Annotated in this window: 14 protein-coding genes; 5 read left to right on the forward strand and 9 right to left on the reverse strand. The window is 70.0% G+C overall.

The window, feature by feature from the left end:
• Window positions 1–5 precede the first annotated feature (5 nt).
• The 3 genes from IPK24_23045 to IPK24_23055 all read left to right on the forward strand — a co-directional run bounded on the left by IPK24_23045 (window position 6) and on the right by IPK24_23055 (window position 3752).
• Window positions 6–1463, forward strand: coding sequence for a DUF1501 domain-containing protein (locus IPK24_23045; GenBank protein ID MBK8078343.1), 1458 nt, complete (start codon window positions 6–8; stop codon window positions 1461–1463).
• Between the two features lie 123 nt (window positions 1464–1586).
• On the forward strand, window positions 1587–2753 hold the full coding sequence (locus IPK24_23050; GenBank protein ID MBK8078344.1) for an aminotransferase class I/II-fold pyridoxal phosphate-dependent enzyme: 1167 nt from the start codon (window positions 1587–1589) through the stop codon (window positions 2751–2753).
• 174 nt (window positions 2754–2927) lie between these two features.
• Window positions 2928–3752 carry a hypothetical protein gene (locus IPK24_23055; protein ID MBK8078345.1) on the forward strand — a complete coding sequence of 275 codons (825 nt, stop codon included), beginning with the start codon at window positions 2928–2930 and terminating at the stop codon, window positions 3750–3752.
• A gap of 149 nt (window positions 3753–3901) precedes the next feature.
• On the opposite strand, the gene IPK24_23060 is transcribed toward IPK24_23055, so the two are convergent.
• From IPK24_23060 to IPK24_23075, 4 genes are all read right to left on the reverse strand, one after another.
• Window positions 3902–5938, reverse strand: coding sequence for a protein meaA (locus IPK24_23060; protein MBK8078346.1), 2037 nt, complete (start codon window positions 5936–5938; stop codon window positions 3902–3904).
• A gap of 190 nt (window positions 5939–6128) precedes the next feature.
• On the reverse strand, window positions 6129–7304 hold the full coding sequence (locus IPK24_23065; GenBank protein ID MBK8078347.1) for a trypsin-like peptidase domain-containing protein: 1176 nt from the start codon (window positions 7302–7304) through the stop codon (window positions 6129–6131).
• 124 nt (window positions 7305–7428) lie between these two features.
• Window positions 7429–9282: a cation:proton antiporter gene (locus IPK24_23070; GenBank protein MBK8078348.1), complete on the reverse strand. Its 1854-nt coding sequence runs from the start codon at window positions 9280–9282 to the stop codon at window positions 7429–7431.
• Window positions 9283–9354: 72 nt separating this feature from the next.
• Complete coding sequence (locus IPK24_23075) at window positions 9355–9927, reverse strand: STAS domain-containing protein (GenBank protein ID MBK8078349.1); 573 nt, start codon at window positions 9925–9927, stop codon at window positions 9355–9357.
• Here IPK24_23075 and IPK24_23080 point away from each other — a divergent pair.
• Window positions 9899–10228 (forward strand): hypothetical protein, encoded by a 330-nt coding sequence (locus IPK24_23080; GenBank protein ID MBK8078350.1) that lies wholly within the window; start codon window positions 9899–9901, stop codon window positions 10226–10228. The genes IPK24_23075 and IPK24_23080 overlap by 29 nt on opposite strands.
• A 234-nt stretch (window positions 10229–10462) precedes the next feature.
• Complete coding sequence (locus tag IPK24_23085) at window positions 10463–11062, forward strand: cob(I)yrinic acid a,c-diamide adenosyltransferase (GenBank protein ID MBK8078351.1); 600 nt, start codon at window positions 10463–10465, stop codon at window positions 11060–11062.
• A 144-nt stretch (window positions 11063–11206) separates the two neighbouring features.
• Here the strand turns inward: IPK24_23085 and IPK24_23090 are convergent, their stop codons facing one another.
• From IPK24_23090 to IPK24_23110, 5 genes are all read right to left on the reverse strand, one after another.
• Complete coding sequence (locus tag IPK24_23090; GenBank protein MBK8078352.1) at window positions 11207–11644, reverse strand: DUF2550 domain-containing protein; 438 nt, start codon at window positions 11642–11644, stop codon at window positions 11207–11209.
• Between the two features lie 12 nt (window positions 11645–11656).
• On the reverse strand, window positions 11657–11935 hold the full coding sequence (locus IPK24_23095) for a F0F1 ATP synthase subunit epsilon (protein MBK8078353.1): 279 nt from the start codon (window positions 11933–11935) through the stop codon (window positions 11657–11659).
• Between the two features lie 85 nt (window positions 11936–12020).
• Window positions 12021–13484, reverse strand: coding sequence for a F0F1 ATP synthase subunit beta (gene atpD / locus IPK24_23100; GenBank protein MBK8078354.1), 1464 nt, complete (start codon window positions 13482–13484; stop codon window positions 12021–12023).
• 42 nt (window positions 13485–13526) lie between these two features.
• Window positions 13527–14435, reverse strand: a complete 909-nt coding sequence (locus IPK24_23105; protein ID MBK8078355.1) for a F0F1 ATP synthase subunit gamma — start codon at window positions 14433–14435, stop codon at window positions 13527–13529.
• Window positions 14436–14437: 2 nt separating this feature from the next.
• Window positions 14438–16081 carry a F0F1 ATP synthase subunit alpha gene (locus IPK24_23110; protein MBK8078356.1) on the reverse strand — a complete coding sequence of 548 codons (1644 nt, stop codon included), beginning with the start codon at window positions 16079–16081 and terminating at the stop codon, window positions 14438–14440.
• Between the last annotated feature and the right edge of the window lie 94 nt (window positions 16082–16175).

Raw genomic sequence — 16175 nt, forward strand, 5'->3', positions numbered from 1 at the left:
ACCCGATGACCTCCACGATCCGCGAGCCCGAGACCATCGAGCCGGTGGGCGAGCCATGTGGCTGCGCCGAGCACGAGTCGACCAAGATCACCCGGCGCCGCCTGTTCGAGTTGACGGCCGTCACCGGGCTGGTCACCGCCAGCACGCTGCACGGCGCCCAGGTGGCCTTCGCGGCCACGCCCACGCCGTCCCCGACGGGCACCCCCTCACCCAGCGGGACGCCGTCCACGAGCCCGTCCCCGTCACGATCGGCGACCCCGTCGCTGACCCCGACCCGATCGGTCTCGCCGTCGAAGTCGGTCTCCCCCAGTGCCGTCGTGCCACCGGTCACCACCACCGGCACGGCCGACGTCCTGGTCGTGATCAGTCTGCGGGGCGGATTCGACAGCCTGTCCGCGGTGGTGCCGGCCGGTGACGCGAACTACCTGCGGGCCCGGCCGTCGATCGGCGTCCCGGCGGCCGCCTTGAAGAAGGTCGACACCATCTTCGGCCTGGCGCCGGGGCTGAAGGCGCTCTACCCCCTCTGGGACGCCGGCCAGGTGGCCGCGATTCACGCCTGCGGCCAGCCGGACCCGACCCGCTCGCACTTCGAGGCCACGGCGGCCATGGAGCACGGCGCCCCGAACAGCGGCACGTACTCGGGCTGGATGAACCGCTGCCTGGACGCCGCCCAGGGTGTCGGCACGCTGGCCGGCGCCCAGGTGGGCAGCACCACGATGCCGGCCTCGCTGTACGGCGAGCACAGCAAGTTCGCGGTCTCCTCGCTGAACAACATCCGGATCGGCGTCGACGAGAACACCCTGGCCTTCTCCGCCTGGCAGCGGGCCATGAGCACGCTGCACAAGGGCGCCCGGCCGGACATCGCCCGTCCCACGCTGGAGGCCATCGAGGCCGTCGGCAAGCTGCGTGCCCTGCCCAAGGACGTCGAGGCGGCCGCCGCGGGGTACCCGGGCGGCGGCCTGAGCAACGCCCTGCACGATGTCGCCCGGCTCATCAAGGCGAACGTCGGTCTGCGTTTCGCCACCGTCGACTTCGGCAACTGGGACATGCACCAGAACCTGGGCGGCCCGGACGGTGGCTGGATGTTCAACCAACTCACCGAGCTGTCGGGGGCGATGGCGGCCTTCGCCAAGGAGCTCGGGCCGTTGATGGGTGGGGTCACCGTGGTGACCCTGAGCGAGTTCGGCCGCCGGGTCGAGCAGAACGGCTCCAACGGACTCGACCACGGTCACGGTCAGGCCATGTTGGTGATGGGCGGTGGCATCAAGGGCGGCAAGGTGTACGGCGCCTGGCCCACCCTGGCCCCGGCCGCGCTCGACAACGGCGACCTGGCGGCCCGCACCGACTACCGGTCGGTGCTGTCGGAGGTGCTCACCCGCCGGTGTGCCGTGCCGACGGTCACCAACGTCTTCCCGGGCTTCAAGCCGGCGACGCTGGGTTTCGTCACGCCACGCTCCGCCTGAGGCACCCGCGGCACCACCTTGGTGATCATGTAATTCGTGCACATCTCATCACGCGGCCTCCGGGATCAATGCGCCCGGGCCGCGCGGTCCCGGTCGGCGTATCGACCTGCCAGACTCCGGGGCATGGCCTGGCACCTGGACGACATCGATCTGCCCGACTGGGAACTGGACGACGCCGAGCTGCGCGATGCCCGCTCCGTGAAGTGGACCCTGCCCGGCCCGGACGTGCTCCCCGCGTGGGTGGCCGAGATGGACGTCCGGCCGGCTCGCGTCGTCCGGGCGGCCCTGGACGACGCGCTCGAGCGGGGCATCCTCGGGTACCCGGCCGAGGACCGCCTCAACGGCCTGCCGGAAGCGACCGCGGGATTCGTCGAACGGCGGTTCGGGCTGCTGGTCGACCCGGCCCGGGTGATCAGCTGCGGTGACGTGATGGCGGGCGTGCGGCTGGCACTGGAGGTGCTGTGCGAGCGTGCCCCCGTGGTGGTCCCGACCCCGGCGTACCCACCCTTCCTGCAGATCCCGGCCGTGACCGGACGCGAGCTGATCACGGTGGCCTGCCAGGGCCGCGAGCTCGACGTCGAGGCGATCGGGGCAGCGTTGGCCGCCGGCGGGCGCACGGTGCTGTTGTCCTCACCGCACAACCCCCTGGGGCGAGCGTTCACCGAGCCCGAGCTCGCCGCGCTGCGCGACGTCGTCCTGGCCCACGGTGCCCGGGTGATCAGCGACGAGATCCACGCCCCGCTGGTGCTGGACGGCGCCCGGCACCTGCCGTACTCGGCGATCGAGGGGACGGCAGACCATGTCACGACGGTGCTCGCGGCGTCCAAGGCCTTCAACGTGCCGGGACTCAAGTGCGCCCAGATCATCGCCGGCAACGACACCGATCTGACGGCCTTGCGGGCGGCGCCGCTGGTGTCCAATCACGGCACCTCGCCCCTGGGGATCGTGGCCACTGTGGCCGCCTACACCGACGGCGACGGCTGGCTGGACGGGCTGCTCGCCGACCTGAGCGCACGCCGCGACCAGTTCGGAGCCCTTCTGGCACAGCATCTTCCGGAGGTCGACTGGACCCCGATGCAGGCCACCTACCTGGCCTGGCTGGACGCTCGCTCCACCGGCCTGGCCGACCCGAGCGCCACCGCCCTGGCCACGGCGAAGGTGATGGTGCACCCCGGACGGTTGTTCGGCACCGGCTTCGAGGGCTTCGCCCGGGTCAACCTGGCCACCTCACCGCAGCGTCTGGAGCGCATCGTGCTCGCGTTGGCGGAGGCCTGGAACCCGCCCTCCTGATAGCCCACTCCCCTCGAGTCTCGCCCATGATCACCGTTGGATCGCAGTCTGCACCGGTCCAGCGGGAGCAAACTGCGATCCAACGGTGATCATGTGGGAACGGCGGTCATCTCAACGGGGGAATCTGGCCGCCGGGGCTTTAGCCCGACCGGGGGGTGTTCCGAGATATGGCTCATGTCGACGACCCCCTCCGCGCACGGCCACACCCGCCCGACCAGAGCCGCTCGGGCCACCGCCGTCCGAACCGGCCATGGACACCTCCGGCGCGCCAGCGTCGGGCTGATCCAGAACGCCGCCCCCAGCATCACCACCACCCCGGCGACCACCGGCGGCGAGACCAGGCACAGCGTGCACGACTACGCCCGCCGGATGGCCTTTCTGACCGAGCTCGACAGCGCCACCTGGATGGCGCGGTACAACGCCGCCGATCGCCTCGGCGACCCTGAGGCCGTGGCCTCGGTCGCCGGGTACGCCGCCTGGCTACGCCGTACCACCGCCGCCTGGGCCGCGGTGCCGATGCCGACCTCCGAGCAGGCCGCCGGGGTCTGGCCGTTCGGCACCCTGGCCCTGACCGCTCTCGACAGCCTCGCTCAGTTGGAGGCCGACGTCCGCGAGATGGCGTTGTCCGGGGGCGGCCCGCGCAGCCACGCCCGCGCCACGAGTCGCCCGGCCCACGATCAGCCCGAGATCACCGAGGACATCGACGCCGCCTACGTCGCGGGGGCGGCCTATGTCGCGGTCGCCGTCGGCCAGGAGGTCGCGGTGCTCTCGGCCGACGTCGACCACCTCTCGGCCACCCAGAGCCGGACGCCGCTGCCGCGCCATTACGTGCAGCACAGCCTGCAGATCGCGACCGTGCGCAACCCGTTGCGACGCGAACTCGCCGACTGGGCCGATGCCGCCGGCCCGCGCGCCGCCGAGCGCGTCGTCCTGACGGCCCGCATGCTGCTCGAACACCTGGCCTCCGCGCTGGTCATCGGAGGCCGCCCCGGCTGGTGACCACCCGCCCGAACACCGGGCACAAACCCGCTCATGCTCCGCAGGGGTCGAACCATCTGGGTGAAATACCCCAAATGACCGTCACCAGCGGAGCATGAGCCGTTTGCTGCGGAGCATGAGCGGTTCGGTCGGTGTCGGGGGTCAGGGGGTCAGGGGGTCAGGGCGCGGGCGTCGCGGATCAGGTCGACGATCTTGCCCATGATCTCGGTGAGGCCGTAGTCCTTGGGCGTGAAGACCGCGGCGACACCCTGGGCGACCAGGGCCTTGCCGTCAGCCTCGGGAATGATGCCGCCGACGACCAGCGGGACGTCGTCCAGCCCGGCCGCGCGCATGCCGGCCAGCACCTCGGGCACCAGCTCCATGTGCGAGCCGGACAGCACCGACAGGCCGACGCAGTGCACGTCCTCGGCCACCGCCGCCGCCACGATCTGAGCCGGCGTCAACCGGATCCCCTGGTAGACGACCTCGAAACCGGCGTCCCGGGCTCTCACCGCCACCTGCTCGGCGCCGTTGGAGTGCCCGTCCAGACCCGGCTTGCCGACCAGCATGCGCAGCCGCCCGCCGAGCTCGCCCCCGGTGCGGGTCACCGATTCCCGGACGGCGACCAGGTCGGCGTCCGGGACCGCCACCCCGACGGTGCCACTGACCCCGGTCGGCGCCCGGTACTCGCCGAACACCTCGCGCAGCGCGCCGGCCCACTCCCCCGTGGTCACCCCGGCCCGGGCACACTCGAGGCTGGCCTGCATGAGATTGGCCCCAGAACTCGCCTCGGCCTTCAACCGCTCCAGCGAGGCAGCCCAGGCGGCACGACCCTCCGGTGTGGCGTCCCGCTCGGCCCGCCAACGCTGAATCGCTTGCACCGCAGCCGATTCCACGTCGGGGTCGACGGTCTGGATCGCGGTGTCCAGGTCAGCGGTGAGCGGATTGACCTCGGTGGTGGTGAACGAGTTGACCCCCACCACGGTGTCCAGCCCGGCCTCGATCCGGTGCCGCCGGGTGGCGTGCGAGGCCACCAGCGCCGACTTCATGTAGCCGTTCTCGACCGCGGCGATCGCCCCGCCCAGCTCCTCGATACGGGCCATCTCCGCCTTGGCACCGGCCATGATCTCGGCCACCTTGGCCTCGACCACGGCCGAGCCGTCGAACAGGTCCTCGTACTCGAGCAGGTCCGATTCGAGGGCCAGCACCTGCTGGATCCGCAACGACCACTGCTGGTCCCACGGCCGGGGCAGGCCCAGCGCCTCGTTCCAGGCCGGCAGCTGGACGGCGCGCGCCCGGGCCTTCTTGCTCAGCGTCACCGCGAGCATCTCGAGCACGATGCGTTGCACGTTGTTCTCGGGCTGAGCCTCGGTCAGGCCGAGCGAGTTGACCTGGACGCCGTAGCGGAACCGGCGCTGCTTGGCGTCGGTGATGCCGTAGCGATCCCGGGTGATCTCGTCCCACAGCTCGACGAAGGCGCGCATCTTGCACATCTCCTCGACGAACCGCACGCCCGCGTTGACGAAGAACGAGATCCGTTGCACCACCTCGCCGAAGCGTTCGGCCGGCACTTGCCCGCCGTCGCGCACGGCGTCCAGCACCGCGATCGCCGTGGACAGCGCGAAGGCGACCTCCTGCACCGGGGTGGCCCCGGCCTCCTGAAGGTGGTAGCTGCAGATGTTGGTCGGGTTCCAGCCCGGCATCGCCGTGACGGTGTAGGCGATGGTGTCGGTGGTCAACCGCAGGCTCGGCCCGGGCGGGAACACGTACGTCCCGCGGGAGAGGTACTCCTTGATGATGTCGTTCTGGGTGGTGCCGGCCAGCGCGGCCAGCACCTCGGCGGCCGGCCGGTCCGGGTTGGCGGCCTGCTCCTGGTCGAGGGCGACCACCTGGTAGAGCGCCAGCAGCCACATCGCGGTGGCGTTGATGGTCATCGAGGTGTTCATCTGGGCCAACGGGATGCCGTCGAACAGCGCCCGCAGGTCACCGACGTGCCCGATCGGCACGCCCACCTTGCCCACCTCACCCCGGGCGAGCTCGTGGTCGGAGTCGTAGCCGGTCTGGGTCGGCAGGTCGAAGGCCACCGACAGACCCGTCTGGCCCTTGGCCAGGTTGCGCCGGTACAGCGCATTGGACTCGGCAGGGCTGGAATGCCCGGCGTAGGTCCGCATCACCCAGGGACGTTCCCGCTTGCGTTCGGCCACCATGACCGGAGGCTAGCCCGGACGCCGTCCGACGCCCACCAGCTGCTTGGTGAGACGTCTCACCACCACACGCCTGACACCTCGACCCGACACCACCCCACCCACCCACCCACACCCGTGATCATGCAATCCGTGCACGCTCGTGAATCCGGTTCACGAGCGTGCACGGATTGCATGATCACGGGGTGGTGGGTCAGGGGGTGGCTTGCGGGGCAGCACACGGGCGACTGGCCTGCCCGTGACCCTTGGTCGACTCGATCAGCCACAGCCCGTTGTGCGGTGCCATCGTGTAGTCCAGCGACCAGTCGGTGCAGGTCTCCTTCGGCCGGGCCGCCGGACCGTGCCCGGCCTGCTGCCGGCTGGTGAAGGTCAGCCACACCACGACCTTGCCGTTGCTGCGCGTGACGTCCTCGACCACGAAGTTGTCGTCCTGGCTCGACTCGACCCCAGCCGAGAACGCCTCCAGCGGCAGCGGTTTCACGAACTGGGCCAGCGCCGTGGAGTAGTCGCCCTGGTTGATCGAGGCGAAGTAGAGCCGCAGGGTGCCGAAGGCCTGGGCCGCGTCGCTGCCGGGCGCCACACTCGGCGGCAGCGGCTTGCCGTCCGGGCCGAGCGCCTCGGGGCACTTCTTCGTCGGCACCGGGCTGGTGCGCTCGAGCCACGGCGCGATGGTCTTCTCGGCCGTGGCCGACGTCACCGCGAGCCGGCGTCCCTGTGCCGCCTGGGGCCCGGCGTCGACCAGGCCGACCACCGTGCCGTCCGGACGGACCACCGGTCCCCCGCTGCTGCCGGGGTGGGTGGCGGCGTCGAACTCGAGCAGCCCGAACCGGGCCACCCCGTCGATCACGGCCTTGCGACCGACCCCGTTGACGGTGCCGGGGGTGAACGTCAGCAGTGAGGCCTCCGGGAAGCCCAGCGCGGCGACCTGGTCGCCCACGCGGGCCGGCTCGGCGCTGAAGGTGAACTCGTGCCCCTCGATCGGGGTCACCATGCGCAGCAACGCGACGTCGGCGGCCAGGTCCAGGCCGAGCACGCTGGCCGAGCGGGACGTCGTCCCACTGATCGCCCGCACCAACCGGCCGCCGTCCACCACGTGTGCGGCGGTGACCACAAGCTGCGGACCGATGGCGAATCCGGTTCCCATGCCGTCGGTCTCGCACCCGGCGACCTCCAGGCGCACCACCCCCGAGCTGACCAGATCGAAGGCACCCTGCAGCGAGGTAGGCGCTGTCGGGCTCGATGAGGCCGAGGCCGACGCCGTGGCGCCCGACGCCGAAGGGCTACCGGACGAGGTCGGTGTGGGCAGCTCGACGGGCGTCGGATCCTGGCCCCCCAACAGGCTGCAGCCTGCCAGCGTGGTCAGGATCATGCCGCCAATGATCAGTTCCCCGACCGAGCGGGTCGTTCCCCGCCCCCCTGAGCGCGCCATGGCCGCACGATAGCCGACCTGACGTACCCGTCTGACCGGTCAGCTCGAGAAGCCGGCAGCCTGATCAGCCCAGCACCCGGTCGACATAGCACCACCGCCACGACTCGGAGAGCTCGAAGCTGCGGATCACCGGATGCCCGGTCTGGCCGTGATGGACGTCGGCATGTCGTAATGGGGAGGAGTCGCAGCAGCCGATGTGACCACAGGTCAGGCACAGTCGCAGCGCCACCCAGTCCGAGCGCTGCTCCTCGAGGCACTCCTGGCAGCCGTCCGGGGTGAGCGGCACCGGCACGTCCGTGGTCGCCAGGTGCTCGCAGGCCGCCTCGATCGGGCTCGGGGCCGTCGCCGTGGTCGACGGCTCGGCATCCTCGATGCTCAGTCCCTCGAGCATCGCCTCTTCCTGATCGAGGCGGGCGAGCACCTCGCCGAGAACCTCGGCTGCCACGGCACCCGAGCGGTGCACCCGGACGACGACCTCGCGCTCGGCGTCCAGCATCTCCAGGCGCAACCGGCGGAACGCCCGGGCGGGCGGTTCGGTCAGGGATTCGTTGGTGCGCAACCGTTCCCAGACCGACTGAGCGAACCGGTCGGTCCACTGGCGCAGGGTCTCGACCACCTCCGGCGGGGCGTCGCCGGCGCGCTGGACGAGGCGTTCCTGGCCGGCGTCCACGGCTCGCTGCAACACCATCGCCTGCTGCAGCGCGTCCTGGGCGGCGTCCGGCCCGGACACCCCGAGCCGGCGCACCACCGCGGGCAGGGTGGCACCCTGCACCAGCAGTGAGGCGGCCACGACCGCGAAGGCGGCCAGCTGCAGCACGCCGGCATGCTCACCGGTGAGGGTGAAGGCGGCGGCCAGCGTCACCACGCCCCGCATGCCGGCCCATCCGAGCACGGCCACGCCCCGCCACGAGGGGGCTGGTTCGCGACGCCGGACGGCGGGCACCAGCCGGGGTGCGTAGGCGGCCGGGAACATCCAGACGATCCGGACGACGATCACCGTGGCGACCACCACGAAGCAGATCCACGTGATCCGCGCGGCGGAGTTGCCCTCGGCCGTGGCGCCGTCCAGCAGATCACGCAACTGCAGTCCGATCAGCAGGAAGACCACCGACTCGAGCACGAACTGCACCGTGGCGAACAGCGTGCGTTCGGTGACCCGGGACGCGGCGGACTGGATCCGTGGGGAACGGTGGCCGAGTACCAGGCCGGCGACCACCACCGCGAGCACGCCGGAGCCGCCGACGGCCTCGGCAGCGATCATGGCGATGTAGGGCACGAGCATCGAACCCGTGGTGTCGAGTACCGGGTCGTGCACCCGGCGCCGGATCGGGGTGACCACCGCGGCAACCAGCCAGCCGACGGCCACCCCGAACACCACGGCCCGGCCGAAGGACAGACTCACGTCGCCGATCGTGAGCGTGGTGGCGAGCGCCGCCAGCGCCATGCGCAGGGTGACCAGCGCGGTGGCGTCGTTGAGCAGACTCTCGCCCTCGAGCAGGATCACCAGCCGGCGCGGCAGACCGACCCGGCGCGCCACGGCAGTTGCGGCGACGGCATCCGGCGGGGCCACGACCGCACCGAGCGCGAGCGCCGCCGCGAACGGCAGCCCCGGGATCACCGCCGTCGCGACGACGGCGACGGCGAAGGCGGTGACCAGTACCAGGGCCACCGAGAGCAGGATGATCGGCCGGCGGTTGCGGCGCAGGTCGACGAAGGGGGTGCGGATGGCGGTGGTGTAGAGCAGCGGGGGCAGCACACCCACGAGCACCAGGTCAGCGTCGAGTTCGTAGTGCGGCAGGGCAGGCACGAAGGAGGCCACGATGCCGACCGCGGTCAGCACCAGGGGGGCCGAGGCTCCCCACCGCGACGCGAGGCCCGCCACGGCCGCCGCCACCGCCACCAGGACGACGAGTTGCAGCGCCAACTGCGATGATCCGTGCACGCGGGGAACCTACCCCGCGGTGCGACGAGCGTCGCGGCGTCTCGGTGGTCAGGCCACGGCGAGTGGCTGGACGGCCAGCACCCGGCCCACCCGGCTTGCCTTCAGCAGGCGGATCTGGCGCGGCGAGACATCGACCAGCACCATGCGTCGGTCGGCCCGCCGGGCCTTGCCGTGCGCGCCCACCAGGACGCTCATCCCCACGGCGTCCCAGATCTCCAGATCGCCGATCCGCACCAACAGGTCGCCCTCACCCTGGTCCAGGGCGCTGTGCAACACGGCCCGGGCGATGGGCGCCGATCGGCTGTCGAGGCGTCCGCTCAGCGTCAGATGTGTGCCGTGCGCGAGCACATCGATCTGCAGGCTGTGCACGTCTGCCTCTTCCCCCACCTCGGAACCCTGCCGAGGAACCAGTCGTCGATCACGTTCCGAGCGCGCGCCCTTGCGCTTCGTCACGCGAAGTAGCTTTGCGTATCCCAGCGTAGAACAGGCCCGCGAACCTGGCCAGGAAGCGCGGCCGACAGACGCCCGGCAGACGGTCGATATCGGCCCCCCTCCGCTTGGTTTCCCCCGGCCGACCACTGACACTGGAGGTATGCCGTCGTGGGGCAGCGCTTCGTTCATGTTCGGACCTCTGGTGTCCCTGGTCTGCCTCGGCGTGCTGATTCTGCTGATGCGCTGGGCCTTCGGCGGACGGGGACGCTCGCTGGTGCAGCGTCGTCCCCGGATCGGATCCCCCGACGAGTACGGACTGCTGGTACGCATCGCCGCGCCCCGTACGTTCGTCGAGGCCGAGATGATCCGGTTGCGGCTGACGGACGGCGGCCTGCGGGCCACCTTGGCGCCCACCAACGAGGGACCGGCCGTCATGGTCTTCTCCGAGGACGCGACGGCGGCGCGGCGCCTCCTGGAGGCCGGCGCGTAACGCGCCGCACACGCTGCCGCACCATCCGCCCGACCGGCCCTCCCGCAACCACCCCGTCAGGCACGCCACCCCGTGATCATGTAATTCGTGCACAAATTCATGGTGATCATGCAATTCGTGCACACCGGCCCCGATGCCGCGCCCCTGTGACCACAGACAGGGCAGCCCATGCCGAGAGGTTGCTCGCACGGGTGAGCACGGCGCACCGGGACGTCGCGGCTTAGGGTGGCTGTCATGGTGAACCTCACCCGCATCTACACCCGGACCGGCGACGACGGCACCACCTCCCTGGGGGATATGTCGCGCACCAGCAAGAACGACCCGCGGCTGATCGCCTATGCCGACGTCGACGAGACGAACAGCGCGATCGGCGTGGCACTGGCTCACGGCGGGCTCTCGGAGGCCATCGCCGTCACGCTCACCCGGGTGCAGAACGACCTGTTCGATGTGGGGGCCGACCTGTGTACCCCGCTGTCACCGGCGCCGAAGCACCCGCCGCTGCGGATCACCGCCGAGTACGTGAACGACCTCGAGGCCGCCTGCGACCTGTTCAATGCCGACCTGAGCGCCCTGCGCTCGTTCATCTTGCCGGGTGGCTCGGTGGCGGCCGCGCACCTGCACGTGGCCCGCACCGTCTGCCGCCGAGCCGAGCGCGCCGTATGGGCAGCGTTGGACTCGTACGGCACCGACCCGGACGGCGGGGTGAACCCCCTGGCCGCCACCTACCTGAACCGACTCAGCGACCTGTTGTTCATTCTCTGTCGTCACGCCAACCTGACCGCCGGCGGCGACGTCCTCTGGACCCCCGGCGGCGGCCGCACTCCCACCCCCTGATACCGACCAACCCGCTCATGCTCCGCGAGTGACGCACCCATGCTCCCTGGAGGCCCGGAAAACCGTCATCTGCGGAGCATGAGCCGGCACCCGCGGAGCATGAGCGGGTTGGTCGGGGGTTGATCGGAGGGTGGGCGGGGGTGGTCAGGCGATGTTGGCGTGTTCGCCGGGAGGGGCGGACTCCAGCCAGGTGGCCAGGCCGTTGTAGGCCATCTCGCTCATGCCCAGTTCGAGCGTCGTGCTGTCGTAGGCACACCGCACCAGCACCCAGTCGCTGTCGAGCATGCCCTGATCAGGACCATCGGGACGACGCCGCTCGAGGATGATCAGGTTGGAACGGATCAGGGTGCGGCTGGGCCGAAAGGTGAGGGCGAACAGACGAAACCAGTCGAGGCGATCGTGTTCGTAGCGGGCAAGGCCGAACATCCACCCATCGGTCTGGGGTCGGTGACGCAACGAGCAATCGAAGGCTCCGACGCCACGACCGATGATGGTGCGACGCATCAGCAGCCCGCCGAGCACGACCACCACACCCAGGATGAGAGCGGCGATGACGGCGGCGGGAACGATCAGATCGCTCATGCCGCCACCAGCTCAGCTGCCGACCGTGTGAGCCGTGCCCAGGTCCGCTCGGTCCGAGACGATCATGACGCGGTCGTGCTCGACGGACAGAAATCCACCGTCGCAGTGCGCCACGACATCCCCGCCCTCCAGGGCCTTGATCGTGATGTCCGATGCGGCGAGCACGGCGAGCACCGGCGAGTGGCCGGGCAGCACACCGAGGTCGCCGTCCAGGGTCCTCGCGACCACCATGGACGCCTCGCCGCTCCAGACCCTGTGGTCTGCGGCAACCAGTTCCACCTCGAGTGGCACCGTTCCTCCTGCTGCTGGGCCTGAGGGAGCCGACGCCGTGGGCGCCGGCTCCCTGTGGTCAGGATAAGTCCTGTCGTGCGACGAGTCAGCCGGCGAGCGACTTGGCGATCTCCGCCGCCTTGCGCTCGACGTCGTCCAGACCGCCGCACATGAAGAAGGCCTGCTCGGGCACGTTGTCGTACTCACCGTCGGCGATCTTGGTGAACGCCTCGATGGTGTCGGCGAGCGGCACGAACGATCCCTCGAGACCGGTGAAGGTCTTGGCCACGAAGGTGTTCTGCGACAGGAAGCGCTCGATGCGGCGGGCCCGGTTGACGATCGTCCGGTCCTCCTCCGAGAGCTCCTCGACACCGAGGATGGCGATGATGTCCTGCAGCTCCTTGTTGCGCTGCAGGATCTGCTTCACCCGGATCGCGGTGCTGTAGTGCTCGGCCGTGATGTAGCGCGGGTCGAGGATGCGGCTGGTCGAGGTCAGCGGGTCCACCGCCGGGTAGATCCCCAGCGAGGCGACGGTGCGGCTGAGCTCGGTGGTCGCGTCCAGGTGGGCGAAGGTGGTCGCCGGCGCCGGGTCGGTGTAGTCGTCGGCCGGCACGTAGACCGCCTGCATCGAGGTGATCGAGTGACCGCGCGTCGAGGTGATCCGCTCTTGCAGCACACCCATCTCGTCGGCCAGGGTCGGCTGGTAGCCCACCGCGCTCGGCATCCGGCCGAGCAGGGTCGAGACCTCCGAGCCGGCCTGGGTGAACCGGAAGATGTTGTCGATGAACAGCAGCACGTCCTGCTTCTGGACGTCGCGGAAGTACTCGGCCATGGTCAGCGCCGACAGCGCCACCCGCAGACGGGTGCCCGGCGGCTCGTCCATCTGGCCGAAGACCAGGGCGGTCTTCTCTATGACGCCGGTCTCGGTCATCTCGGCGATGAGGTCGTTACCCTCACGGGTGCGCTCGCCGACCCCGGCGAACACCGACACACCACCGAAGTTCTCGGCGACGCGGTAGATCATCTCCTGGATGAGCACGGTCTTGCCCACGCCGGCGCCGCCGAACAGGCCGATCTTGCCGCCGAGCACGTACGGGGTCAGCAGGTCGATGACCTTGATGCCGGTCTCGAACATCTCGGTCTTGCTCTCGAGCTGGTCGAACGCCGGTGCCTTGGCGTGGATGCCACGGCGCTCGGTGACCTCGAGCCGCTCACCCGGCTTCAGGTTCAGGCATTCGCCGATCGTGTTGAACACGTGGCCCTTGGTGATGTCACCGACCGGAACCATGATCGGTTCCCCCGAGTCGGTGACCGAGGCGCCCCGCACCATGCCGTCGGTGGGCTGCATCGAGATGGCGCGCACCATGTTGTCACCGATGTGCTGGGCGACCTCGAGGGTCAGGGTGCGGGTCACGCCGCCGATCGCGACGTCGACCTTGAGGGCGTTGTAGATCTCCGGCATGGCGTCAGCCGGGAACTCGATGTCGACGACCGGCCCGATGACCCGGGACACCCGGCCGACACCGGCGGCGCCGCTGGCGGCGGACGACTCAACAGCAGTGGCAGTCATGTCTCTCTCACTCTCAACAACCGGGTGGTTTTCGGGTCGGGACTAGTGCGCAGCGCCGGCATCGGCCAAGGCCCCGGCACCACCGACGATCTCGCTGATCTCTTGGGTGATCTCTGCCTGCCGGGCGGTGTTCGCCAGGCGGGTGTACTTGCGGATGAGCTGTTCGGCGTTGTCGGTCGCCGACTTCATCGCCCGCTGCCGGGCAGCCAGCTCGCTGGCCGCCGAGGTGAGCAGGGCGTTGAAGACTCGCGCCTCGACGTACTTGGGCAGCAGAGCGTCGAGCACCGCCGCCGTCGAGGGCTCGAACTCGTACAGCGGCAGGACGTCGTCCTCGTCGGGAACGTCCTCACCCTCGACGACCTCGAGGGGCAGCATCCGGATGACCGTCGGCTGCTGCGTGACCATGTTGATGAAGCGGGTGTAGACGATGTGGATCTCGTCGACACCACCCTCGTCGGTCGGGTGCAGGAACTTGTCGATCAACGTCCGGGCGATCTCCTGGGCCATCTCGTAGGTCGGTGAGTCCGAGTGACCCGACCACTCCCCGGCGATGGGACGGTGCCGGAAGTTGTAGAACGCGATGCCCTTGCGGCCGGCGATGTAGGTGTCGACCTCCTTGCCCTCTGCGCGCAGGAGCTCGTGCAGGCGGTCGCCTTCCTTGATCACGTTGCCCGAGTAGGCCCCGGCCAGACCGCGGTCGGAGGTGACCAACAGCACCGCCGCCCGGTCGGCCCCCGGCTTCTCACTGGTCAGCGGGTGCTCCTCGTTGGAGTACGTCGCCACCGCCGAGACCGCTCGGGTGATCGCCTGGGTGTACGGCGCGGACGCCGCGGTGCGCTGCTGGGCCTTGACCATCCGCGACGTGGCGATCAGCTCGAACGCGCGAGTGATCTTCTTCATCGCGGTGACCGACTTGATCCGCTGTCGGTAGACGCGAAGCTGAGCGCCCATCGTCAGCCGCGCTTCTGCTTGACGATCTGCACCTGGTCGATGTCCTGCTCGTCCAGCGCCTTCTCGACCGTCTCGGCACCCGGGGCACCGAGGGCGTGACCCTCGCCGGTGGTGAAGGAGGCCTTGAACGCGGTGACCGCCGACTTCAGCGATGCCTCGGTGTCGTCGTCCACGTTCTTGGTCTCGCGGATGGTGTCGAGGATCTTGGTGTTGCGGCGCAGGTGGTCGAGCAGTTCGGACTCGAACCGGCCCACGTCCTCGGCCGGGATGTTGTCCAGCTGGCCCGAGGTGCCGGTCCAGATCGCGACCGCCTGCTCCTCCATCGCGTAGGGCGAGTACTGCGGCTGCTTGAGCAGCTCGACCAGACGCGAACCGCGGGCCAACTGCGCCCGGGAGGCGGCGTCCAGGTCGGAGGCGAACATCGCGAACGCCTCCAGCGCGCGGTACTGCGCCAGGTCGACCCGCAGCGAACCCGAGACCTTCTTCATGGCCTTGGTCTGTGCGGCACCACCCACGCGGCTGACCGAGATACCGACGTTCACCGCGGGGCGCACGTTGGCGTTGAACAGGTCGGACTCGAGGAAGATCTGACCGTCGGTGATCGAGATGACGTTCGTCGGGATGTAGGCCGAGACGTCGTTGGCCTTGGTCTCGATGATCGGCAGGCCGGTCATCGAGCCGGCGCCCATCTCGTCGTTCAGCTTGGCGCAGCGCTCGAGCAACCGGCTGTGCAGGTAGAACACGTCGCCGGGGTAGGCCTCGCGGCCCGGCGGCCGGCGCAGCAGCAGCGACACGGCGCGGTAGGCCTCGGCCTGCTTGGTCAGGTCGTCGAAGATGATCACGACGTGCTTGCCGGCGTACATCCAGTGCTGGCCGATGGCCGAGCCGGTGTACGGAGCGAGGTACTTGAAGCCCGCGGCGTCCGAGGCGGGGGCGGCGACGATGGTGGTGTACTCGAGCGCTCCGGCCTCCTCCAGCGCGCGGCGCACGCCGGCGATCGTGGAGCCCTTCTGGCCGATGGCCACGTACACGCAGCGCACCTGCTGGCTCGGGTCGCCCGAGGCCCAGTTGGCCTTCTGGTTGATGATCGTGTCGATCGCCACTGCGGTCTTGCCGGTCTGGCGGTCGCCGATGATGAGCTGGCGCTGACCGCGCCCGATCGGGGTCATCGAGTCGATGGCCTTGATGCCGGTCATCAGCGGCTCGTTGACGCTCTGGCGCTGGACGACGGTCGGCGCCTGCAGTTCGAGCGGACGACGCGTCTCGGCGGGAATGTCGCCCAGACCGTCGATCGGGGTGCCCAACGGGTCGACCACGCGGCCGAGGAAGGCATCACCGACGGGCACCGAGAGGATCTCGCCGGTGCGGCGGACCTCCTGGCCCTCTTCGATGCCGCTGAACTCACCGAGCACCACGACGCCGATCTCGCGGACGTCGAGGTTCAGCGCGATACCCAGCGTGCCGTCCTCGAACTTCAGCAGTTCGTTGGCCATGACGCTCGGCAGGCCCTCGACGTGGGCGATGCCGTCGCCGGCGTCGGCCACCCGGCCGACCTCTTCGCGCGAGGCGGCGCCGGGTTCGTAGGACTGGACGAAGGCGTCCAGGGCTCCCCGGATCTCCTCCGGACGGATGGTCAGCTCCGCCATGGTGTCGGTCCCTGCTCTCTTTGCTCTCGTCTGCCCGTGTCGGCAAGTGTTCTGATCGTCTGTCGTGATGCTGCTGGAAAGCGTTGCTGCCCAG

This window comes from Kineosporiaceae bacterium, assembly GCA_016713225.1.
Classification (GTDB): Bacteria; Actinomycetota; Actinomycetes; order Actinomycetales; family Kineosporiaceae; genus JADJPO01.

Coding starts and splice junctions, on each gene's coding strand:
- IPK24_23045 (MBK8078343.1), top strand. CDS start 6: ATGACCTCCACGATCCGCGAGCCCGAGACCATCGAGCCGGTGGGCGAG.
- IPK24_23050 (MBK8078344.1), top strand. CDS start 1,587: ATGGCCTGGCACCTGGACGACATCGATCTGCCCGACTGGGAACTGGAC.
- IPK24_23055 (MBK8078345.1), top strand. CDS start 2,928: ATGTCGACGACCCCCTCCGCGCACGGCCACACCCGCCCGACCAGAGCC.
- IPK24_23060 (MBK8078346.1), bottom strand. CDS start 5,938: ATGGTGGCCGAACGCAAGCGGGAACGTCCCTGGGTGATGCGGACCTAC.
- IPK24_23065 (MBK8078347.1), bottom strand. CDS start 7,304: ATGATCCTGACCACGCTGGCAGGCTGCAGCCTGTTGGGGGGCCAGGAT.
- IPK24_23080 (MBK8078350.1), top strand. CDS start 9,899: ATGCCGTCGTGGGGCAGCGCTTCGTTCATGTTCGGACCTCTGGTGTCC.
- IPK24_23075 (MBK8078349.1), bottom strand. CDS start 9,927: ATGAACGAAGCGCTGCCCCACGACGGCATACCTCCAGTGTCAGTGGTC.
- IPK24_23085 (MBK8078351.1), top strand. CDS start 10,463: ATGGTGAACCTCACCCGCATCTACACCCGGACCGGCGACGACGGCACC.
- IPK24_23090 (MBK8078352.1), bottom strand. CDS start 11,644: ATGAGCGATCTGATCGTTCCCGCCGCCGTCATCGCCGCTCTCATCCTG.
- atpD (MBK8078354.1), bottom strand. CDS start 13,484: ATGACTGCCACTGCTGTTGAGTCGTCCGCCGCCAGCGGCGCCGCCGGT.
- IPK24_23105 (MBK8078355.1), bottom strand. CDS start 14,435: ATGGGCGCTCAGCTTCGCGTCTACCGACAGCGGATCAAGTCGGTCACC.
- IPK24_23110 (MBK8078356.1), bottom strand. CDS start 16,081: ATGGCGGAGCTGACCATCCGTCCGGAGGAGATCCGGGGAGCCCTGGAC.